General features: G+C 62.2%; 21 protein-coding genes and 1 pseudogene. All 22 read left to right on the top strand.

Annotated elements, in window-relative coordinates; genetic code table 11:
* Positions 1-9 precede the first annotated feature (9 nt).
* A complete protein-coding gene (locus XH90_RS38460; RefSeq protein ID WP_128929510.1) occupies positions 10-1,026 on the top strand; it encodes a HupU protein in 1,017 nt (338 codons plus the stop codon).
* Positions 1,023-2,462: a nickel-dependent hydrogenase large subunit gene (locus tag XH90_RS38455; RefSeq protein ID WP_128929511.1), complete on the top strand. Its 1,440-nt coding sequence runs from the start codon at positions 1,023-1,025 to the stop codon at positions 2,460-2,462. The genes XH90_RS38460 and XH90_RS38455 overlap by 4 nt, the downstream gene beginning before the upstream one ends.
* Positions 2,463-2,672: 210 nt before the next feature.
* Entirely contained in the window at positions 2,673-3,764 is a 1,092-nt protein-coding gene (locus XH90_RS38450; protein ID WP_128929512.1) for a hydrogenase small subunit, read from the top strand.
* 29 nt (positions 3,765-3,793) lie between these two features.
* On the top strand, positions 3,794-5,584 hold the full coding sequence (locus XH90_RS38445; protein ID WP_128929513.1) for a nickel-dependent hydrogenase large subunit: 1,791 nt from the start codon (positions 3,794-3,796) through the stop codon (positions 5,582-5,584).
* A gap of 9 nt (positions 5,585-5,593) precedes the next feature.
* Positions 5,594-6,337: a Ni/Fe-hydrogenase, b-type cytochrome subunit gene (gene cybH, locus XH90_RS38440; protein WP_128929514.1), complete on the top strand. Its 744-nt coding sequence runs from the start codon at positions 5,594-5,596 to the stop codon at positions 6,335-6,337.
* A 16-nt stretch (positions 6,338-6,353) separates the two neighbouring features.
* The gene (locus tag XH90_RS38435) at positions 6,354-6,932 is read left to right on the top strand and encodes a HyaD/HybD family hydrogenase maturation endopeptidase (protein ID WP_128955163.1); all 579 of its coding nucleotides are present in this window, start codon (positions 6,354-6,356) and stop codon (positions 6,930-6,932) included.
* A gap of 26 nt (positions 6,933-6,958) precedes the next feature.
* Positions 6,959-7,255, top strand: coding sequence for a HypC/HybG/HupF family hydrogenase formation chaperone (locus XH90_RS38430; protein WP_128929516.1), 297 nt, complete (start codon positions 6,959-6,961; stop codon positions 7,253-7,255).
* A 253-nt stretch (positions 7,256-7,508) separates the two neighbouring features.
* Complete coding sequence (locus XH90_RS38425) at positions 7,509-7,955, top strand: hydrogenase accessory protein (protein WP_128929517.1); 447 nt, start codon at positions 7,509-7,511, stop codon at positions 7,953-7,955.
* Entirely contained in the window at positions 7,952-8,815 is an 864-nt protein-coding gene (locus tag XH90_RS38420) for a hydrogenase expression/formation protein (RefSeq protein WP_128955164.1), read from the top strand. The genes XH90_RS38425 and XH90_RS38420 overlap by 4 nt, the downstream gene beginning before the upstream one ends.
* Positions 8,812-9,021, top strand: coding sequence for a rubredoxin (locus tag XH90_RS38415; RefSeq protein ID WP_128929519.1), 210 nt, complete (start codon positions 8,812-8,814; stop codon positions 9,019-9,021). The genes XH90_RS38420 and XH90_RS38415 overlap by 4 nt, the downstream gene beginning before the upstream one ends.
* Positions 9,018-9,527, top strand: coding sequence for a [NiFe]-hydrogenase assembly chaperone HybE (gene hybE, locus XH90_RS38410; RefSeq protein WP_128929520.1), 510 nt, complete (start codon positions 9,018-9,020; stop codon positions 9,525-9,527). The genes XH90_RS38415 and hybE overlap by 4 nt, the downstream gene beginning before the upstream one ends.
* Positions 9,524-10,615, top strand: coding sequence for a nickel-dependent hydrogenase large subunit (locus XH90_RS38405; protein ID WP_128929521.1), 1,092 nt, complete (start codon positions 9,524-9,526; stop codon positions 10,613-10,615). Before hybE ends, XH90_RS38405 begins: the two co-directional genes overlap by 4 nt.
* Complete coding sequence (hypA, locus tag XH90_RS38400) at positions 10,608-10,949, top strand: hydrogenase maturation nickel metallochaperone HypA (protein WP_128929522.1); 342 nt, start codon at positions 10,608-10,610, stop codon at positions 10,947-10,949. The genes XH90_RS38405 and hypA overlap by 8 nt, the downstream gene beginning before the upstream one ends.
* The gene (gene hypB / locus XH90_RS38395; protein ID WP_128955165.1) at positions 10,949-11,854 is read left to right on the top strand and encodes a hydrogenase nickel incorporation protein HypB; all 906 of its coding nucleotides are present in this window, start codon (positions 10,949-10,951) and stop codon (positions 11,852-11,854) included. Before hypA ends, hypB begins: the two co-directional genes overlap by 1 nt.
* A 2-nt stretch (positions 11,855-11,856) precedes the next feature.
* Positions 11,857-14,112, top strand: a complete 2,256-nt coding sequence (hypF, locus tag XH90_RS38390; protein WP_164933597.1) for a carbamoyltransferase HypF — start codon at positions 11,857-11,859, stop codon at positions 14,110-14,112.
* Positions 14,112-14,348 (top strand): HypC/HybG/HupF family hydrogenase formation chaperone, encoded by a 237-nt coding sequence (locus XH90_RS38385; RefSeq protein ID WP_128929525.1) that lies wholly within the window; start codon positions 14,112-14,114, stop codon positions 14,346-14,348. The genes hypF and XH90_RS38385 overlap by 1 nt, the downstream gene beginning before the upstream one ends.
* Positions 14,345-15,487: a hydrogenase formation protein HypD gene (gene hypD, locus XH90_RS38380; RefSeq protein ID WP_128955166.1), complete on the top strand. Its 1,143-nt coding sequence runs from the start codon at positions 14,345-14,347 to the stop codon at positions 15,485-15,487. Before XH90_RS38385 ends, hypD begins: the two co-directional genes overlap by 4 nt.
* Positions 15,484-16,524: a hydrogenase expression/formation protein HypE gene (hypE, locus tag XH90_RS38375; RefSeq protein ID WP_128929527.1), complete on the top strand. Its 1,041-nt coding sequence runs from the start codon at positions 15,484-15,486 to the stop codon at positions 16,522-16,524. Before hypD ends, hypE begins: the two co-directional genes overlap by 4 nt.
* A gap of 8 nt (positions 16,525-16,532) precedes the next feature.
* The gene (locus tag XH90_RS38370) at positions 16,533-18,233 is read left to right on the top strand and encodes a hydrogenase maturation protein (protein ID WP_128955167.1); all 1,701 of its coding nucleotides are present in this window, start codon (positions 16,533-16,535) and stop codon (positions 18,231-18,233) included.
* Positions 18,230-19,684, top strand: a complete 1,455-nt coding sequence (locus tag XH90_RS38365) for a sigma-54 dependent transcriptional regulator (RefSeq protein ID WP_128929529.1) — start codon at positions 18,230-18,232, stop codon at positions 19,682-19,684. The genes XH90_RS38370 and XH90_RS38365 overlap by 4 nt, the downstream gene beginning before the upstream one ends.
* Positions 19,659-21,020 carry a sensor histidine kinase gene (locus XH90_RS38360; protein WP_128929530.1) on the top strand — a complete coding sequence of 454 codons (1,362 nt, stop codon included), beginning with the start codon at positions 19,659-19,661 and terminating at the stop codon, positions 21,018-21,020. The genes XH90_RS38365 and XH90_RS38360 overlap by 26 nt, the downstream gene beginning before the upstream one ends.
* A gap of 213 nt (positions 21,021-21,233) precedes the next feature.
* Positions 21,234-21,476: pseudogene (locus XH90_RS40100) on the top strand (hypothetical protein); the annotation flags it as partial.
* Positions 21,477-21,564: the final 88 nt, after the last annotated feature.

Below are 21,564 nucleotides of genomic sequence, written 5' to 3'. Positions count from 1 at the left end.
GGGCAAGTGATGAGCCAATCGAACGGAATGACCAACCTGCTCTGGCTGCAAGGCGCGAGCTGCGGCGGTTGCACCATGTCGATCCTCGAAAGCGGCTCTTCCGGCTGGTTCGACGAACTGAGGCAGTTCGGCATCAACCTGCTGTGGCATCCCTCGGTCAGCGAGGAGACAGGCGAGGAAGCGGCCGAGGTGCTCAACTCCGTGCGCGAGGGCAGGGTGCCGCTCGACCTACTGCTCCTCGAAGGCTCCGTTGCCCGCGGCCCGAACGATAGCGGCCGCTTCAACATGCTCGCGGGCACGGGCCGCTCGATCTACCACTGGATGCTAGATCTCGCGCCGCGGGCGGACTATGTCGTTGCGGTCGGAAGCTGTGCCGCCTATGGCGGGGTGCCAGCCGCCGGCGCCAATCCAACCGACGCGGTCGGGCTGCAATTCGAGGGCGCCGATGCTGGCGGCGCGCTCGGCGCAGGCTTCCGCTCCCGGCTCGGCTTGCCGGTGATCAATGTGGCTGGCTGTGCGCCGCATCCGGGCTGGATGATGGAAACCATTTTGGCACTGACGTCCAAGGACTTGTCAGCGACTGACCTCGACACCTATGGCCGACCGAAATTCGTTGCCAACCATCTTGCTCATCACGGCTGCTCCCGCAACGAGTTCTATGAGTTCAAGGCCAGCGCCGAAACCATGTCCGAGCGCGGCTGCCTCATGGAGCATCTCGGCTGCAAGGCGACTCAGGCTGTCGGCGATTGCAACCAGCGCTCCTGGAACGGCGGCGGTTCCTGCACGAAGGGCGGTTATGCCTGCATCGCCTGCACGTCACCTGGCTTCGAAGACGCGCAGAATTTCCTGGAGACCGCCAAGCTTGCCGGCATCCCAGTCGGCTTGCCGACCGACATGCCAAAAGCCTGGTTCGTCGCGCTCGCGGCGTTGTCGAAATCGGCGACTCCGCGGCGCGTGAGGCTGAATGCGACCGCTGATCATGTGGTGGTGCCGCCCGGCCGCACCACGGCCAAGCGCACGCCATGACGAGGATTACGATCGGCCCGTTCAACCGCGTCGAGGGCGATCTCGAAGTCCGCCTCGACGTCGAAAGCGGCCGGGTCCAGCGCGCCGAAGTGACGGCGCCGCTCTATCGCGGGTTCGAGCAAATTCTGGAGGGGCGGCCACCGCTTGATGCGCTGGTGTTGGCGCCGCGCATCTGCGGCATCTGCTCGGTCTCGCAGTCGGTCGCCGCCGCTGCCGCGCTTCGCCATGCGATGGGAACCGAGGCGGCGCCGAACGGTCTGCTCGCCACTAATATCGCGCACGCGGCAGAGAATGCCGCCGATCATCTTACGCATTTCTACATCTTCTTCATGCCTGACTTCGCCCGTGAAGCCTACGCTTCGCAGGATTGGTACCAGGAGACTCGCGAGCGCTTTGCGGCCACCCGCGGCAGTGCGGCGCGCGATGCGCTGCCGGCGCGGGCGCGGCTGCTCGAGACTATGGGAATCATTGCTGGCAAATGGCCACACAGCCTTGCCTTCCAGCCGGGCGGCGCGACGCGCGCGATCGAACTCGGCGAGCGCGTACGGCTGTTGTCGATCGTGACCTCATTTCGCACGTTCCTTGAACGTACAGTGTTCGCCGATACTCTAGAGAACATGCTGTCGCTCTCGACCGCAGACGAGCTCGACCGCTGGCGCGCGGGGCGCAGCGGTGATTTCGCTCATTTCCTCAGGCTTGCCGACAGCCTCGCGCTCAGTGAGCTCGGCAAGGGACCGGGCGTGTTGATGAGCTATGGCGCCTATCAAGGCGCCGATTGCGGACTGTTCCCGCGCGGCATTGTTGGTCCAGACATGGTTGTGGAGCCGTTGCCGCTGAGTCAGATCAGCGAGGACGTTTCCCATGCATGGATGCGGGATTGCTCCTCCGATCCTGCGCACAGCAACACCGTACCTGATCCCGACAAGGCAGGCGCCTATAGCTGGTGCAAGGCGCCGCGGCTTTCGGGCCAGCCGGTCGAGGTCGGGGCGATTGCGCGCCAGACCGTGGCCGGGCAAGCGCTGATAGCCGATCTCGTCGCCCCAAGCGGCACCAATGTCCGCAACCGTGTGATCGCCCGGCTGATCGAGACTGCGCGCATCGCACTTGCGATGGAGCAGTGGACCCGCGCGCTACGACTTTCGGAACCGTTCTGTGCTCCCTCGCAGGAGATGCCCGACGGGGCATATGTCGGTCTCGTCGAGGCCGCGCGCGGCAGCCTCGGGCATTGGGTGGCGGTGCGCGGTGGAAAGATCGAGCGCTACCAGATCATCGCGCCGACCACCTGGAATTTTTCACCGCGCGATTCCCTCGGCGTGGCAGGCCCTCTGGAACAGGCGCTGGTCGGCACCGATGTGGGCGAGGCTGGCGCACGTTCCGTTGCGGTTCAGCATGTCGTGCGCTCGTTCGATCCTTGCATGGTGTGCACTGCGCATTGAAACGGGCTCGGCGGCGTAAACCTCGTTACCGCCTGCAAATCGAATTGTTTCCGCTTCTTTCGTGCAGTGCCGCTCGATCTTCGCGTCTTGCACAATTCAGATCTCGCAACCTTTTGACATTCCTCTAATTTCATTTTGCGCCACGCAGTTGGCCTGCTTCTTGCTGTCCCTAAGCGTCATTGAAAGCCAAAGCTGACGGCGGGAGGATTTATGGGCACGGCGACGGAAACATTTTACAGCGTGATCAGGCGGCAAGGCATCACGCGTCGAAGCTTTCACAAGTTCTGCAGCCTGACCGCGACGAGCCTCGGCCTCGGCCCGCTGGCGGCGAGCCGCATCGCCAATGCGCTCGAGACCAAGCCGCGTGTGCCCGTGATCTGGATGCACGGTCTCGAATGCACCTGCTGCTCCGAGAGCTTCATCCGCTCCGCGCATCCCCTGGTGAAGGATGCGGTGCTGTCGATGATCTCGCTAGACTACGATGACACGATCATGGCGGCCGCGGGCCATCAGGCGGAAGCGATCCTCGAGGAGACCCGTGCCAAGCATAAAGGTCAGTACATTCTGGCCGTTGAAGGTAATCCGCCGCTCAACGAGGGCGGCATGTTCTGTATCGACGGCGGCAAACCATTCGTCGAAAAGCTGAAGATGATGGCCGAGGACGCGATGGCGATCATCGCTTGGGGCGCTTGCGCGTCCTGGGGCTGCGTACAGGCGGCAAAGCCCAATCCGACCCAGGCCACACCGATCGACAAGGTCATCACCAACAAGCCGATCATCAAGGTGCCGGGATGCCCCCCGATCGCCGAAGTGATGACCGGCGTCGTCACCTTCATCACCACCTTCGGCAAGCTGCCCGAGCTCGACCGCCAGGGCCGGCCTAAGATGTTCTACTCGCAGCGCATCCACGACAAGTGTTACCGGCGCCCGCATTTCGACGCCGGCCAGTTTGTCGAGGAGTGGGACGATGAGGCGGCGCGCAAAGGCTACTGCCTCTACAAGATGGGCTGCAAGGGGCCAACGACCTATAACGCCTGCTCAACCGTGCGCTGGAACGGGGGGGTCTCATTCCCCATCCAATCGGGACACGGCTGCATCGGCTGCTCAGAGGACGGCTTTTGGGACAAGGGCTCGTTCTACGATCGCCTCACCAACATCAAGCAGTTCGGCATCGAGAAAAACGCCGATCAGATCGGCATGGCGGCAGCGGGCGCCGTGGGTGCGGCGGTGGCCGCGCACGCCGCCGTCACTGCGGTAAAGCGGCTTGCCAGCAAGCGCGAAGACGCCGGCCACAACAGCTGATCAAAAGACACATTAGGGTAGAAACGATCATGGGTATCCAGACTCCCAACGGCTTCAATCTCGACAATTCCGGCAAACGCATCGTCGTCGATCCCGTGACCCGCATCGAGGGACACATGCGGGTCGAGGTCAATGTCGACGCCGACAACGTGATCCGCAATGCCGTATCGACCGGCACGATGTGGCGCGGGATCGAGGTGATCCTGAAGAACCGCGACCCGCGCGATGCGTGGGCATTTACCGAGCGGATCTGCGGCGTCTGCACCGGCACGCACGCGCTGACCTCGGTGCGCGCGGTCGAGAACGCGCTTGGGATCACCATCCCCGAAAACGCAAACTCGATTCGCAACCTGATGCAGCTCGCACTTCAGGTGCACGACCACGTCGTCCATTTCTATCACCTGCATGCGCTCGATTGGGTCGACGTCGTCTCCGCACTCTCGGCCGATCCGCGCGCGACATCAACGCTAGCCCAGTCGATCTCGAGCTGGCCGCTGTCCTCGCCGGGATACTTCAAGGATCTGCAGACCCGGCTCAAGAAGTTCGTCGAGTCCGGACAGCTCGGTCCGTTCAAGAACGGCTATTGGGGCAGCAAAGCCTACAGATTGCCGCCCGAGGCCAATCTGATGGCGGTCGCGCATTATCTGGAGGCGCTCGATTTCCAGAAGGAGATCGTCAAGATCCACACCATCTTCGGCGGCAAGAATCCGCATCCAAACTGGCTCGTCGGCGGCGTGCCCTGTCCGATCAACGTAGATGGGACAGGTGCTGTCGGTGCCATCAACATGGAGCGGTTGAACCTGATCTCCTCGATCATCGACCGCATCATGGAATTCAACGAAATGGTCTACCTGCCTGACGTGGCCGCGATCGGTTCGTTCTACAAGGACTGGCTCTATGGTGGAGGCATTTCGGGTCAGAACGTGCTCGCCTATGGCGACGTGCCAGAACATGCCAACGACTATTCAGCCAAGAACCTGAAGCTGCCACGAGGCGCCATCATCAACGGCAATCTCTCCGAGGTGCTTCCGGTCGATCACGCCAATCCCGACGAGATCCAGGAGTTCGTGGTCCACTCCTGGTACAAGTATCCCGACGAAACCAAGGGCCTTCATCCTTGGGATGGCATCACGGAGCCGAACTACGAACTCGGACCCAATGCAAAGGGTACCAAGACCGCGATCGAACAGCTCGACGAAGGCGGCAAATATTCTTGGATCAAGGCGCCGCGCTGGAAGGGACATGCCATGGAGGTCGGCCCGCTCGCGCGCTGGGTCGTCGGCTATGCGCAGAACAAGGCGGAGTTCAAGGATCCCGTCGACAAATTCCTGAAGGATCTCGATCTACCAATGTCGGCGCTGTTCTCGACGCTCGGCCGCACCGCGGCGCGCGCGCTCGAATCTGTTTGGGCCGGACGCCAGATGCGCTATTTCCAGGACAAGCTCGTTGCCAATATCAAAGCCGGCGACAGCTCGACCGCGAATGTCGACAAGTGGAAACCGGAGAGCTGGCCGAAGGAAGCCAAGGGCTTTGGCTTCACCGAGGCCCCGCGCGGCGCGCTCGCGCACTGGATCAAGATCAAGGAAACCAAGATCGACAACTACCAGTGCGTGGTACCGACGACCTGGAACGGCTCGCCGCGCGATCCGCAAGGCAACATCGGCGCGTTCGAAGCCTCGCTCATGAACACGCCGATGGTTAATCCCGAGCAGCCGCTCGAGATCCTGCGCACGATCCATTCCTTCGATCCGTGCCTTGCCTGTTCGACGCACGTCATGAGCCCGGACGGCCAGGAACTCGCCAAGGTCAAGGTCAGGTAGGAGGCGGCCATGATGGATGCAATTGCTCCCCCGGTGGAAAGCGAGCCGGACCTGACGGCGATCGCGGCCGATGCTGCTGGCGAGCATGCGGTGGGCCGGCCCACCGTCTATGTCTACGAAGCGCCGGTGCGCATCTGCCATTGGGTGAACGCGTTCTCGATCATCATCCTGATGGTCACCGGGTTTCTGATCGGGACGCCGCTGCCGGCGGTCGAGGGGGAGGCGTCGGCCAACTTCGTGATGGGCTATATGCGCTTCGCCCATTTCGCGGCGGGGCAGGTGCTCGCGGTGTTCTTCCTCGCGCGTATCCTGTGGGCCTTCACCGGCAACCACCATTCCCGGCAGATCTTCTATCTGCCGGTGCATCGCCGGCAATTCTGGAAGGAAGTCTGGCACGAGATCCGCTGGTACGCCTTCCTGGAACGTCAGCCGAAGATGTATGTCGGGCACAACCCGCTGGCGCAGACCGCGATGTTCACGGGCTTCACGTTGTTCGTGACCTTCATGATCGTGACCGGCTTTGCGCTCTATTCGGAAGGAGAAGGCATCGATAGCTGGCAGCACAAACTGTTCGGCTGGGTGTTCTCGATCTGGCCGAACAGCCAGGACGTTCACACCTGGCATCATCTGGGCATGTGGGCGCTGGTCGTGTTCGTGATGGTACACATCTACGCTGCGATCCGCGAGGACATCATGTCACGCCAGAGTATCATCTCCTCGATGATCTCGGGCGAACGGCAATTCCGTGACTGAAACTGGAACGATCTCGATGTTGAACGCCCCAAACGACGACCACATCTTGGTGCTCGGCATCGGCAACATCCTGTGGGCCGATGAAGGCTTTGGCGTGCGCGCGGTGGAGGACTTCCACCGCCGCTACGCCGTGCCTGATAATGTCACGATTCTCGATGGCGGAACGCAGGGGCTCTATCTCGTCAACTATCTGGAGGACGCTGATCGCTTGCTCGTGTTCGATGCCATCGATTATGGTCTGCCGCCAGGCAAGCTGAAGCTCGTGCGCGGCGACGAGGTGCCACGCTTCACCGGCGCGAAGAAGATGAGTCTGCATCAAACCGGCTTCCAGGAGGTGATCAGCGCAGCCGACCTGCTCGGCCGCTGCCCGAAGCACCTCGTCCTGATCGGCTGCCAACCGCTCGATCTCGAAGACTGGGGAGGTCCATTGACGGCGTCCGTACGCGATCAGATCGCACCGGCCATCGAGCTTGCCTGCAAAGTTCTGGCCGAGTGGGGCATCGAGGTGAAGCTGCGCGATACGCCGTTGGCAGACTCCGAGCGCCTGCTCGCCAACGACATCGACCATGCGAGTTACGAGATGCGGCCGGCCTGACCGCCGGAGCGTGCCGGAGAAGACGGATGTGCCTTGGACTGCCGATGACTATCGTCGAGACCGATGGAATTTCGGCTTTGTGCGAGTTTCGCGGCGAGCAACGCCGCGTCTCCGTGCTTCTGCTCTCGCATCCTCCGGCCGGTGCCCACGTGCTGGTCTACATCGACACGGCGATCCGCCTACTTGAGAAAGAAGAAGCGTGCCTGATTGCGGCTGCCATCGACGGTCTCGGTGCAGCGCTCGACGGCAACGATTTCGACTGCTTCTTCGCCGATCTGATCGACCGCGAACCGCAATTGCCTGCGCACCTCCTGACTGATTAAGCGGGTTGTCATCCTAGAATGACTTGGCCGGCTGACCTCAGCCGCTGGCCGAGGTGCTCGCCGGAAGACAAGTTTCTAGTCTGGAAAGAAGGCTTTCGTTTGTAGTGGAAAGTAGCTTATCATTCGCATCCACTCGGCTTGATGGCGTTGAAAATAGATCAGTGAATTCAACTACATAAATCCTGACTGTCCCTGGCACGCAGCTTGCTAACACTATCCCGATCAGAAAGATAAGTCTGTTTTGGGAGGTCAAATGGAATTCCAGGTAGGACGGCATGATCTCAGTCGGCATGGCCTCAATGAGGTCGATGTCGCGACCGTCGATCATTTTCTTAAACATGCCGACCAAGCCGGTGCTGTCGCCGTGCTGCTATCGGCGGGTAATCCCAACCGTTTTCCGGAGGCCATTGATGTCGCCGTAGTGCTGCCTGAGCTGGTTACGGCGTTCGGAGGCCGCCTGCGCGCCGCGATCATTGCACCCCATGCCGAAGAGGCGCTTGGCGAACGTTTCGGGGTGCGAGTGCAGCCGACCCTTATCTTCGTGGCCAAGGGCGAGACGCTGGGGCTGATCGCCAAGATCCAGGATTGGTCAGTCTATGTCGACCGCATCACTAAGCTGATCGACCGCCCGCGCGGGCAAAGCGCAGCCATTGCCGTTACCATTGTTCCCCAGCATCGCGCAAAAGGTGTCGAGCTATGAAGGTCGGATTCTGGGATGCGCCGGAAGGCGCCGAGCAACCCGTCAGCGTGTTCCCTATCGGAGAAGAGAGTCTCAATGCCTCAAGTGGCAGCCTGACGGCGGCCGGCGCACTCGCAAGACTCGCAACATTAGACAGTGTCGAGCTCGCTAAGAACTGCCCCAAAGCCGTCACGCTGCTCTCCAACATCGCGGAGGCCATTGCAGGTCAAAGGGCGGACGCACCCTCGCAACTGTTCCGGCTCGGCAATCTCAACGATCTCGAAAGCAAGCTCGTCGCCGATGTTCTCGGCGAGGGGGAGGTCGGCGGCGTCGTAGCGCTGCCGGACGGATCGCTGGCGCAGATTCAAGAATCGGTGCTCGCAGGGATCTGGCGTGTCAGGATCGAAACTGACGCGGCTTCCGAATATATTGAAGTAGGCGCTGTTCCCGAGATCGTCAGACGCGCAGCAGCCGATCTGACAGCCGCCGATTTCGAAATCGGACAGGCCCCTGAAGGCGCCATGAACGTCCTACCGGTGCTCGCCGAGATCCGCGAGCGGGCGCTAGCCTGGCGTCCTGGCATCCGCTCGCAGATCATCAATTTCACTCTGTTGCCGATGAGCCCGGTGGATATGAGCTTTTTGCAGGAGACTATTCGGAACGGGCCGATCCAGCTTGTCTCGCGCGGCTATGGCACCTGTCGGGTGCTGTCGACTGGCATTCGCAATGTCTGGTCGGTGCAGTTTTTCAACGCCATGGACACCATCATCCTCGACACGCTGGAAGTTGGCGGGGTACCCACGGTTGCGCTTGCTGCAGACGAAGATTTCGAGGATTCCGCCGAACGGCTCCAAGAAATCATTGAGGCATATTTCAAATGAGCGCCTTTGAGAACTTTGGCGTGCGCCAAGACGTCACTGAGGCTGCGCGGCTTGAATGCGGCATCTGTTGGACCGTCTATGATCCGGCCGATGGTGATGCGGTGGCGCAGATCGCACCCGGCACACCGTTCTCACTTCTGCCGGAGGAGTGGCGATGCCCCAACTGCGACGCCCCGAAATCGAAGTTCATGGCGATCGAAACATGACTGCCAGCGCGCCAAGCTCTCCCAGCGACGCCGACGCGGTGACATGGGGCGAGCTATTGGCAGGAATGTATCGCCAGATCGGCGAGCGCGCGATGCGCGATTTGCCAATCTACAACGAGGCCCTCGATGTTGAGGCCATTGGTTTCCGTCGCTTCGAGGGAACGTTTGTCGGCATCATGGTCACTCCTTGGTTCATGAACGTGGTGATGCCGGCGAGCGCCGCTGGGGATAGGTCGGGCGCGACCGTGCGTATTCGCTTTCCAGCCGGTGATATCGAATTTACCCTCAGCGAGGTGCAAATGGGCCGCATCGCTAGCTGCTCGCTGTTCTCGCCAATGTTCCAATTTGCGGACATGGCATCGGCGCGAGCAACGGCTGACGCCGCTCTTGCCGAGCTGATGCTGCCGGCCGACAGCGAGGAGGCGGTCCGCCGGCGCGAACCACCGACGACCCCGATTGATCGTCGGAGCTTCCTGCGCGGTACCTTGACGGAGCGGCCGGGATGAGTCGCCCCTTTCGAAACGAAATTGACATAATGGTGTGGCTCACTGGTACCACAATTTCGGACGTTGCTATCCGGCCACGGAGCCGGCCTCCCCTGACGAGGCTGTTTGCCGGAAAGCCGGCAAGCGCGCTCATCCCTGTGCTGCCGCGCCTGTTCTCCTTATGCTCGGTCGCCCACCAAGTGGCCTTCCTTTCAGCAATCGAGGCGGCGCAGGGGCTGGAGACGATCAAGCCGATAGCGATGCATCGTCTCACGGCCGTTGTCGCCGAGCGCTTAACTGAATTGATACGCGGCCTGTTCGTCGCAGGCCTCGAACTCGATCAGGAGAGCGCACCCGCAGTGCGAAGCATGATACAGGCGAGCACCACTCTCAGTGGTGCGGTTGAAACCGTGCCAGATACCGTGCGCCGCGATGTCATTGCACACGTCAAGGCTGCGCTCCGCGCGCTCGGAGTTTCGGGTGAACACCAGCCTCCGGCGCCAGGCAGCGTACTTTCCACCTATCTGACGCGCTGCGATCGTGAGGTGATGTCATTGCCGGCGGCCGACCAATTCTTTCTGACCCCCGCTGACGATCTTGAGATCGTGACGCGCCTCATGGCTGAAGGGACGGCTTATTCCGAAGCGCCGGAACTCTGCGGGAAGGTTCCGGAAACGGGCGTCTGGGCGCGGCGGGCGCAGCGCGAACAGATTTTGTCCTTAAGTGCTAGCGGCGCCGCGCGCGTGAGAGCGCGCATCGACGAGATCGCCCGGCTCACCTGTTGGCTGGACGCCAGGCGGGACGCTCCCGATAATGGCGTCGTTGCGAGCTATCGGCTCGGCGAGCGCCGGGGCGCAGCGGCAGTGGAATGCGCCCGAGGCCGGCTCCATCACGCGGTTAAGCTCGATGAGGAAGGACGTATCGTCGGCTTCGAATATATCGCTCCGACCGAGTGGAATTTTCACGAACGCGGACCGCTGGTGCGAAGCCTCAAGGGCGCGCTCCTCTCCGCCGGCCGGCAGGGCCAAGACGCGGTGCGGACACTTGTCGGGGCGTTCGACCCCTGCGTCGGATTCAGCGTCAGCTTCCGCGAGGCCAGCCATGCATGAGATGGCCTTGTGCGAGGGCATCATCGGGATCGTCGAGGAAGAGGCGCGCAAGCGCTCGTTCTTGCGAGTGAAGGCGGTGTGTTTAGAGATCGGTGCGCTCAGCCATGTCGCGCCGGACGCAATGCAATTCTGCTTCGAGGCCGTCGCGGCGCGGACCATCGCGCAAGGCGCAAGACTCGAGATCATCGCGACGCCGGGCACGGCCTGGTGCATGGCCTGCTCGCAAAACGTCGAGATCAAGCAGCGCTACGAGCCGTGTCCATCCTGCGGCAGCTATCAATTGCAGGTCACCGGCGGCGAAGAGATGCGTGTGAAGGAACTGGAGGTCGACTGATGTGTACGGTCTGCGGCTGCAGCGACGGCAAAGCGTCCAACGAACATACGCATGATCATAATCAGGATCACGAGCACGCTCATGGAGGTCATCATCACCACCATGGCCCCGGTCACCATCACCACCACCATCACGACGGAAGCCACGATCATGGGCCTGGCGATACGGGCCTGCTCGACTGCAGTGCAGACGCCGCCGGCCAACAGATCGCGGGCATGAGCAGCGATCGCATCATCCAGATCGAACGCGATATTCTCGGCAAGAACGACAGACTCGCCGCCGACAACCGCGCTCGCTTCCGTGCCGACGGCGTGCTCGCCTTCAACTTGGTTTCGAGCCCCGGAGCCGGCAAAACCTCGCTGCTAGTCCGCACCGTCAGTGAGCTGAAGGACAGTTTCCCGATCGGCGTGATCGAGGGTGACCAGCAAACCTCCAACGATGCCGAGCGCATCCGCGCAACCGGCGTGCCGGCGATCCAGGTCAACACCGGAAAGGGCTGCCATCTCGACGCGGCCATGGTCGGTGAAGCCTATGACCGGCTGCCCTGGCTGAACGGTGGGGTCGTGTTCATCGAGAATGTCGGTAATCTCGTCTGTCCGGCGGCATTCGACCTCGGTGAAGCCTGCAAGATCGTGGTGTTCTCGACCACCGAAGGCGAGGACAAGCCGCTGAAATATCCGGACATGTTCGCTGCCTCCGCGCTTATGCTGATCAACAAGATCGATCTTGCGCCCGTGCTCGATTTCGACCTCGCCAGGACCATCGAATATGCGCGGCGGGTCAATCCCAGGATCGAGGTGCTGACGGTGTCGGCGCGCACCGGCGAAGGCTTCCTGGCCTTCTATGCCTGGCTCCGCAAGCGGGCTTCGAAGGCGAAGCCGGCCGAGATGACGGCAGCGGAGTGAGGATGAGCGACAAGGCCACAGCGCGGGACGGACAGCGGCTGCGCCTGCATGTGCGTGGCGCCGTGCAGGGCGTCGGCTTTCGTCCCTACGTCTATGGTCTCGCCACCCGCTATCGCCTCGGCGGCTTCGTCGCCAACGATCCGAACGGCGTTCTTATCGAAGTCGAAGGCGAGCGGGCGTCCGATTTCGTCGCCGCGCTGCCACTGGAAAAGCCGCCGCTTGCCAGGATCGACGAGATCTCGGTTCAGCCGATCGGCGCCGCCGCCACCGAGGAGTTCTCGATTCGCACCAGCGAGCAGGGTAGGGTGTCGACGCGCATCGTCGCGGACGCCGCGACTTGCCGGGAATGCCTGAGCGAGCTGTTCGATCCGGCAAGCCGATTCCACCGCTATCCCTTCATCAACTGCACGCATTGCGGTCCGCGCTACACCATCGCCGAGCGGCTGCCCTATGATCGTCCGGCCACCGCAATGAAGCGCTTTGCGATGTGCGCAGCCTGTGCCGCTGATTATGCTGACCCCGGCAGTCGCCGCTTCCATACCGAGGCGATTGCGTGCCCGCGATGCGGGCCGCGGCTCAGCCATGGCATCGCCGAGATCGCCGCCGCCGTCGCGGGCGGCAAGATTGTCGCGATCAAGGGCCTCGGCGGTTATCAGCTCATCTGCGATGCTCACAATGATGCGGCCGTGCGGCAACTGCGCCTGCGCAAGCAGCGCGATCAGAAGCCCTTCGCCGTCATGGTCGGTACGCTGGAGGCAGTCGCCGAGTTCGCCGAGGCCGACGCTGTCGAACTTGCGCTGCTCGAGTCACGGCCGCGGCCGATCGTGTTGCTGACGTCGCGCGGGCGCCTTGTGCAGTCAATCGCGCCGGAGCTGGCGCGCATCGGCATCATGCTGCCGGTCGCACCGCTTCACCACCTGATTTTCGATGCGCTGAATGCGGCGCATGCGCCGGTCGGCGAGAGCTGGGCGATTGTCGCGACCAGCGCCAATCTCAGCGGCGAGCCGCTGCTGATCGATAATCGCGAAGCGGAGCAACGACTTGCCGGCATCGCCGATCTCATCGTCACGCATGACCGCGACATCGTCACCCGCGCCGATGATTCCTTGGCTGCGGTGGTCGCCGGACGGCCCCAGTTCATTCGGCGTGCGCGAGGCTATGTCCCGGAGCCTGTCCGGCTTGCGCGCTCGGTGGCGCCCCTGCTTGCCGTCGGCGGAGCGCTGAAGTCGACGGTGGCGGTGACGCGCGGCAACGAGGCCTTTGTCTCCCAGCACATCGGCGACCTCGACACCGCAGAAGGCATCCGATTCTTCGAGGAAACTGTGGACCATCTGCTGTCTACCCTCGACGTCGAGCCTGTCGCCCTGATCCACGACTTGCATCCGAACATGGCATCGACCCGTTTCGCCGAGGCACGCGGGACCAGGCTGATCGCGGTCCAGCACCATCACGCCCATGCGGCCTCGGTGATGGCGGAGCATGGCATCGCAGGTCCGGTGCTTGCCTTAGTGCTTGACGGGTTCGGCTACGGCAGCGACGGCGGCAATTGGGGGGGCGAACTGCTTGCCTGTGAAGGCGCGCGGTTCCGGCGGCTCGGGCATCTGGCGCCGCTGAAGATGCCGGGCGGCGATCGGGTCGCGCGCGAGCCGTGGCGGATGGCCGCCAGCGTGCTGCACGCGCTTCGGCGCGGCGATGCGATTGCGTCTCGCTTTGCGGCACAGCCGCAGGCCGCGCGCCTATCGGCTCTGCTCGAACAACCCGGTATGCCCACGACGACCAGCGCCGGCCGGCTGTTCGATGCGGCCGCAGGGCTGCTCGGGGTCTGCACCGTACAAACCTACGAAGGCGAGGCTGCCATGAAGCTAGAGGCGCGGGTCCGCGAGCCGCGCGTTGTGTCCGGCGGCTGGGTGATCGAGAATGGCGTGCTGTCGCTGCTCCCATTGCTCGACCGTCTGGTGGTCGATGCGCCGGATCCCACCGACGGGGCCGGGCTGTTTCACGGCACCTTCGCTGCCGCTTGCGTCGATTGGATCTCCCAAGCGGCTCGTGAGACCGGACTTGAGACCGTCGCCTTGAGCGGCGGCTGCTTCCTGAACGCCCGCCTCAGCACCGGGATTTCGCGCGGTTGCATCGCTGCCGGGCTCACCCCGCTCTTGCCGCGCCAACTGCCGCCGAATGATGGCGGCCTAAGCCTGGGTCAGGCCTGGATCGCGGGGCTGCAACTTCTCGAACACCAAGGCTTAGAAGGAACCGCCTGATGTGTCTTGCCATACCCGCCGAGGTGACAAAGCTCCTGCCTGACGACATGGCCATTGTGTCCATCGACGGCGTCAGCAAGGAGATCTCCGTCGCGCTCATCGAGGATCTCGCCATCGGCGACTACGTGATCATCCATGTCGGCTACGCGCTTACCAAAATCGATCCGGAAGAGGCGCAACGGACGCTGGAATTGCTGCACGAGCTTAGCGCCGAGGCCCTGGGAGCCATGCCATGAAGTATGCCGACGAGTTCCGCGACAAGGAGATCGCGCTCGGGCTTGCGAACGCGATCCAGTCCGAAGCAGATCCGCAGCGCCCCTATCGCTTCATGGAATTCTGCGGCGGCCACACGCATGCGATCTCGCGTTATGGCCTGGAGGACATGCTGCCTAAAAACGTGCGGATGATCCACGGTCCGGGTTGCCCGGTTTGCGTACTGCCGGCGGGGCGCATCGACATGGCGATCCGACTGGCCGAACGGCCCGAAATCATCTTCTGCGTCTATGGCGATCTGATGCGCGTGCCGGGCTCGCAAGGCGCCTCGTTGCTGAAGGCAAAGGCGAAAGGCGCCGACATCCGCATGGTCTATTCCACCATCGATGCGCTCAGGATCGCCGAGGAGAATCCGCAGCGCCAGATCGTATTCTTCGCCATCGGCTTCGAAACGACGACGCCGCCCACTGCGGTCATGATCCGTTTGGCCGAAAAGAAGCAGCTCGCCAATTTCAGCGTCTTCTGCAACCACGTGCTGACGCCGCCGGCGATGCAGAACATCTTGGAGAGCCCGGATATTCGCAACATCGGCCGGGTCGAGATCGACGGCTTTGTCGGACCTGCGCATGTCTCGACTATTATCGGGACGGCTCCTTACGAGTTCTTCGCGGAAGAATTCGGCAAGCCGGTCGTGATCTCGGGCTTCGAGCCTCTCGACATGATGCAGGCGATCCTGATGCTGGTGCGGCAGGTCAATGAGAACCGGCACGAGGTCGAGAACCAGTACAGCCGCGCTGTAAAGCGTGACGGCAATCTGCGCGCCAAGGAGGAGGTCTCCGACATTTTCGAGCTGCGCGACCAGTTCGAATGGCGCGGGCTCGGGCAGGTACCCTATAGCGGCCTGAAGCTGAAGCGCGCTTTCGCGAAATACGATGCCGAAGCGCGCTTCGACATGAAGGAGCTCCGCGTTGCCGACAATCCGGCCTGTGAATGCGGCGCCATCCTGCGCGGCGTGAAGAAACCGGTCGATTGCAAGCTGTTCGGCACGGTCTGCACGCCGGAAACGCCGATAGGGTCTTGCATGGTCTCGTCCGAGGGCGCCTGCGCTGCGCACTGGACCTATGGCCGCTTCCGCGACCATCAGCAGAGGCGGGCATCATGAAGGCCCATCAACGCAAGCTCGACATCAAGAACGGCTGCGTAGACCTGTCCCACGGCTCTGGCGGCCGCGCGATGGCACAGCTGATCTCGGGTCTTTTCCACTCGGCCTTCGGCAACGAATGGCTGGCGCGCGGCAATGACCAGTCGGCCTTCGATGTCGCAGCCGGACGCATGGTCATGACGACCGACGGTTACGTGGTCTCGCCGCTATTCTTCCCGGGCGGCAATATCGGCTCGCTCGCCGTGCACGGCACGGTCAACGACATCGCCATGGCCGGCGCGCGGCCGCTCTACCTCTCGGCGAGCTTCATCATCGAGGAGGGCTTTCGCTTCTCCGACCTGAAGATGATCGCGGAATCTATGGGCGAGGCGGCGCGCGCGGCCGGCGTCCATATCATCACGGGCGATACCAAGGTGGTCGAGCGCGGCAAGGCCGACGGCCTCTTCATCTCGACCGCCGGCGTCGGCGTCGTACCCGATGGCCTCGATCTATCCGCCGAGAAGGCTCGCGTCGGCGATCGCGTCCTGATCTCCGGCACGCTCGGGGACCACGGCGTCGCTATCATGTCGAAGCGGCAGAACCTCGCCTTCGAGACCGAGATCGTCTCGGACTCAGCCTCGCTGCATGATCTCGTGGCAAAGATGGTCACCGCAGGCGGAGAGGGCATCCGCCTGATGCGCGATCCGACCCGCGGCGGGCTAGCCGCCGCGCTCAACGAGATCGCCCAGCAGTCTGGCCTCGGCTTCCGTGTGCAGGAGGAGGCGATCCCAGTGAAGCCGGGCGTGGCCGCGGCCTGCGAACTGCTGGGCCTCGACCCGCTCTATGTGGCCAACGAAGGCAAGCTGGTTGCAATTGTGGCCCCGGAGGCGGCCGCTGCCGTGCTCGCGACGATGCGCGCGCATCCGCTCGGCTGTGATGCGGCCGACATCGGCGAGGCCGTGGCCGACGATCACCATTTCGTGCAGATGGCGACGAGCTTTGGCGGTGGCCGGATCGTCGACTGGCTGTCGGGCGAACAACTGCCGAGGATCTGCTGAGGCCGGTCATGCGCATCCTGCTTCTCACGCACTCCTTCAACAGCCTGACGCAACGGCTCCACGTCGAGCTCAGGGAGGGCGGCCACGAGGTCTCGGTCGAGCTGGATATCCACCCCGACGTTACGCGCGAAAGCGTGGCGCTGTATCAGCCAGATCTGGTGATCGCGCCGTTCCTCAAGCGCGCAATCCCCGAAGATGTCTGGCGTAGCGTGCGCTGCCTGATCGTCCATCCCGGTCCGCCCGGCGACCGCGGTCCGGCGGCGCTCGACTGGGCGATTCTGGAAGGTGTTTCCAATTGGGGCGTGACTGTGCTTCAGGCCGACGGCGGGTTCGACGCTGGTCCGATCTGGGCTTTCAGAACCTTCCCGATGCGGTGCGCGGCTAAATCCAGCATCTACCGCAACGAGGTCACGACGTGCGCGGTCGCGGCGGTGCTCGAAGCCATTGCAGCAATCGAAGCCGGACAGCCGACACCGTCGCCGATGCCTGCCGATGATCCCCGCATTCGGGTGCGCGGGCCCTGCCGGCAGGCCGACCGGATGATCGATTGGCAGCACGACACGAGCGAGACCGTCCTGCGCAAGATCCACAGTGCAGACGGAATGCCGGGCTTGGTCGACAGCTTGTTCTTCAAAGATGTCAGGCTGTTCGACGCCCACGAGGCGCGCGGCATCTCCGGTGTGCCCGGAACCATTGTGGCGCATTGCGATGGAGCCTTGGCCCGGGCCACGGTCGATGGTGCCGTCTGGATCGGCCATGTGCGGCAGCTTGTACCGAAAAGCCTGAAACGATCCGCAGCAAAGGTCTTTGCGGAGCAGGCGATGCGCCTGCCGTACCGACCCGATTGCGGCTATGCGCCCATACGATATCGCGAGCAGGGCGAGGTCGGCGAGTTGCAGTTTTCCTTTTACAATGGCGCCATGGCGACCTCTGACTGCGAAGCGTTGTTGAACGCCTACCGAGCTGCGCTGGCCCGCCCAACCAAGGTGCTTCTCCTGACCGGTGGACGTGATTACTGGTCCAACGGCATTCACCTCGCCGAGATCGAGGCGGCTGACAGCGCTGCGGACGAGTCTTGGCGCAACATCAATGCGATCGACGATCTTGCGCACACTGTCATCGAGACCACCGATCGGCTCGTCGTTTCCGTCATTCGCGGCAACGCCGGGGCGGGAGGGGTATTTTTAAGTCTCGCTGCCGACGAGGTCTGGGCGAGCGATCAGGTCGTCCTGAATCCACATTATAAGGACATAGGCAATCTCTTCGGCTCGGAATACTGGACTTATCTGCTGCCGCGCCGCGCGGGTGCAGCGAACGCCACCCGGATCACGCAATGCCGCCTGCCGATGGGCGTGGCAGAGGCGGGGCGCCTTGGCATCATCGATCGTGCTCTGTCGGGCGGGGAGCTGGCGGAGGGCCGCCTCATGAGCCTTGCCGCGAGCATGGCGGCGGATGAACGCTTTGCGACGCGTCTTGCTGACAAGCAGCGACGTCGCGCAGCGGACGAAGCCCACAAGCCCTTGCAGGCCTATCGCGACGAGGAGCTGCGGCGGATGCGGCTTAATTTCTACGGATTCGATCCGAGTTACCACGTCGCCCGCTACAACTTCATTCACAAGGTGCCGAAGTCGCGCACGCCACTCACAATCGCACCCCATAGGTCGCCTCGCGCGCTCGACAAATCTACCCGCATGGCGGTGCGCATATGAGCTTCCAGGGTACTATTTTGGTAGTCGACGACGAGGTCAGGTCACAGGAGGCGCTACGCCGCGTCCTCAACGAGGATTTTGAGGTACTCTGCGCCGGCAGCGCAGCAGACGCTGAAAAGCTGCTCGAAGGGGAGATCGTCCACGCCATCATCTGCGATCAGCGCATGCCGCACGAATCCGGCGTCAGTTTCCTCAAGCGGGTGCGCGAGCTCTGGCCCGATCCGGTTCGCATGATCATCTCCGGCTATTCGGAATCGGACGACATCATCGCAGGGCTCAATGAGGCGGGCATCTATCAATACATCACGAAGCCCTGGCAGCCGGACCGGCTGATCGACATTGTCAAGGAGGCGGTCCAGCTCTATCGGCTTCAGAAGGAGACAGAGACCGCAGGGGTCGACGTCAAAGCAACGCCCGAGCACATCAAGAGGGTCGTTTCGGTCAAGCGCGGCGCAGCTAAGCATCTCTATGACTTCAACCGAATTGTGCACGCCCCGGACAGCCCGATGCATGCGGTCATTGAACTCGGCCGGCGGGCGGCCGAATACGACATCTCCGTGCTGATCACGGGCGAATCCGGAACCGGCAAAGAGCTGCTGGCACGCGCGATCCACTACGGCTCAGCCCGAGCCGGTAAGGCTTTCGTCGTTGAGAACTGTGGGGCGCTGCCTGACGAGCTCCTCGAAAGCGAGTTGTTCGGGTGTAAGAAGGGCGCTTTCACAGGCGCCTACCAGGATCGCATCGGTCTGTTCGAAGTTGCCGATGGCGGTACCATCTTCCTTGATGAAATCGGAGAGACCTCGCCGGCGTTTCAGGTGAAGCTGCTCCGCGTGCTGCAGGAGAGCGAGATCCGTCCGCTGGGCGCGCAACGTGTAAGGAAAGTCGACGTCCGTGTGGTGGCAGCCACCAATCGGGATCTTGAGGCCGAGGTGGAGGCGGGCCGCTTCCGCCGTGATCTCTATTACCGGCTGGCGGCGTTCCCGGTTCACATGCCGGCGCTTTGGGAGCGGCCGATGGATATACCCTTGATCGCAGAAGGAGTACTGTCTCAAGTCAAGACTTCCTTCAACCGGCCAGGTCTGCGCTTTGCCTCCGCTGCTCTTGAGGGCTTCGTCAAATACCTTTGGCCAGGGAACGTGCGCGAACTGCAGAACGAGATCCAGCGTATGGCCGTGCTGGCTGACTCGGACGAATTGCAGGCTCCCACGCTGCTCGGCCGGCGCAACGGCAGGCGGACCGCCACGGGGGTCATACAGAACCTGAACGGCGCAGCGAGCCTGAAGGACAGGGTGGAGGATCTGGAGAAGTCGGTTATCATCAACTCCCTGGAGAAGTATGAGGGCAATATCAGCCGGGTTGCCAGCGAGCTCGGCCTGTCCCGGGTAGGCCTGCGGAACAAGCTGTCCAGGTATGATTTGAGAAAAAATGGCAAAGGCGACGCATTCTCCTGACGGATCCGACTCGCTGCTCAAGTTGATCAGCGATCGCGGTGCTATCGAGTTCGACCACGAGCGTGAGGGCGCTTGGATCGAAGTCATCCGCAAGATGGATGAGGTTTATTCCGACCTATTGCGTTATGAGGTCGATCTGGAACACAAGAATGCCGAGCTCGAGGAAGCTCAAGCATTTGTCACCAACGTCATCGAATCTGTCTCTGATATCCTCATCGTTTGCGACGCGAAAGGCCAGATCCAGCAAGTCAATTCCGCTTTACAGCGCACGCTTGACCGCGCCAATGACGAAATCGTCGGCTGGAGGATGGCAGACATCATTGACGCTGCCGATGGCGCCAAGCTCATGTCGCTCCTCAAGCCTCGGAGCCCGTCCGAGGTTGTGGATGGCGAACTCCGTTTCTTGACCGAAGGCGGCAGCTCAGACCTGTTCGCAATCAACAGCTCGCCCCGACACGACCATCGGGGCCGCTTCATTGGCGTGGTTCTGACTGGAAGGCCTATCGGCGAGCTTCGCCGAGCCTATGAAGCATTGCACACGGCTCATCAGGAGCTACAGCGAGTGCAGCGTCAATTGGTAGAACAGGAGAAAATGGCAAGTCTCGGCCGACTGGTGGCCGGTGTCGCTCACGAACTTAATAATCCCATCAGCTTCGTCTATGGAAACGTGCACACCTTGATGCGCTATCGCACGGCGCTGACATCCTACCTTGATGCCGTCCACGGCACATCGATAAGCTCCGAAGCTGCAGCCTTGAAGAAAAGCCTCCGCATTGACGCCATTCTAGAGGATCTCGGCCCGCTCCTGGACGGGACAATGGAAGGCGCCGTGCGCATTAGCGAAATTGTAAAAAACTTACGCCGGCTTTCCCTCAGCAAGCTCGGGGAGTTTGATCGCGTCAACATCGAGCCTCTGATCAACACCGCCGTGCTCTGGGCAGTCCGCACGAAGCAGGTTCGCCTCGACATTCACATGGACATCGAGGCGGATCTTTGGACTTGCGGGAATGAAGGGCAGCTCCACCAGGTTATCGTAAATCTCGTCGAAAACGCAATTGACGCGACGCGCGGCACTCAGGAGCCACGGCTAAAGATATCGGCTCGCCGCAATCAGAACGAGATCCTGATTCGTTTGTCCGATAACGGGCCCGGGATCGAACAGCACAACATAGGTCGCATATTTGAGCCGTTCTTTACGACCAAGCGCGTTGGAGAGGGCACCGGGCTCGGCCTTTGGATCAGCTACGGAATCGTGCGCGAACATGGTGCCGAACTGACTGTTGTCAACGCACCAGAGGGAGGGGCAATATTCTCCTTCGCTCTCCCGGCGGCGTAGAGTTAGTCAGGGCTGCGACGGTTCGGCGCCGCTTCCGCCCTCAGGGCTTCTAATTTACTCGCTAGCGCGAGGTTCGGCCGCTGGCCAGGCTGTCGGCCAAGCCGGATGCGGAGGCTGTCGGCGCGAGATTAACGATCTCGACGTCCTGGAGCGCTAGCGCGTACGACCACATTCGACGTTCTCGTCAACAAGGCCGGTCAGTCGCAGCGTAGCAACATCCTAGACCTTGCGTCTGACGAAATCCACGCGCTGCTCGACGTCAATCTGCGCGCGGCACTGCACGTGAAACGGCTGATCGTGACAAGAATGCCGATGCGCGCCGCTACGTGGTTGACGTCTGGTCGGTCGCTGGCCACTACGCCTTTCCAGAACGCCCTGGCTTTCTTCATCCCTAGCCATCATGCCACCAAGGCCAGCGTATTGCGCGTTCGCGGGCTGAGCCCCGTTCTTTACTGATCTCGCGCTCGCGTCACCGAGATCTCGCCCGGTCGTGTGGCGACAAGCATCTTTAAGTGCGTTCGATACACTTCAACTCCGAGGACAT

It is taken from the genome of Bradyrhizobium sp. CCBAU 53338, from assembly GCF_015291665.1.
Classification (GTDB): Bacteria; Pseudomonadota; Alphaproteobacteria; order Rhizobiales; family Xanthobacteraceae; genus Bradyrhizobium.
The sequence above is the reverse complement of the archived record's forward strand: the minus strand, read 5'-3'. Positions and strand labels throughout refer to the sequence as shown.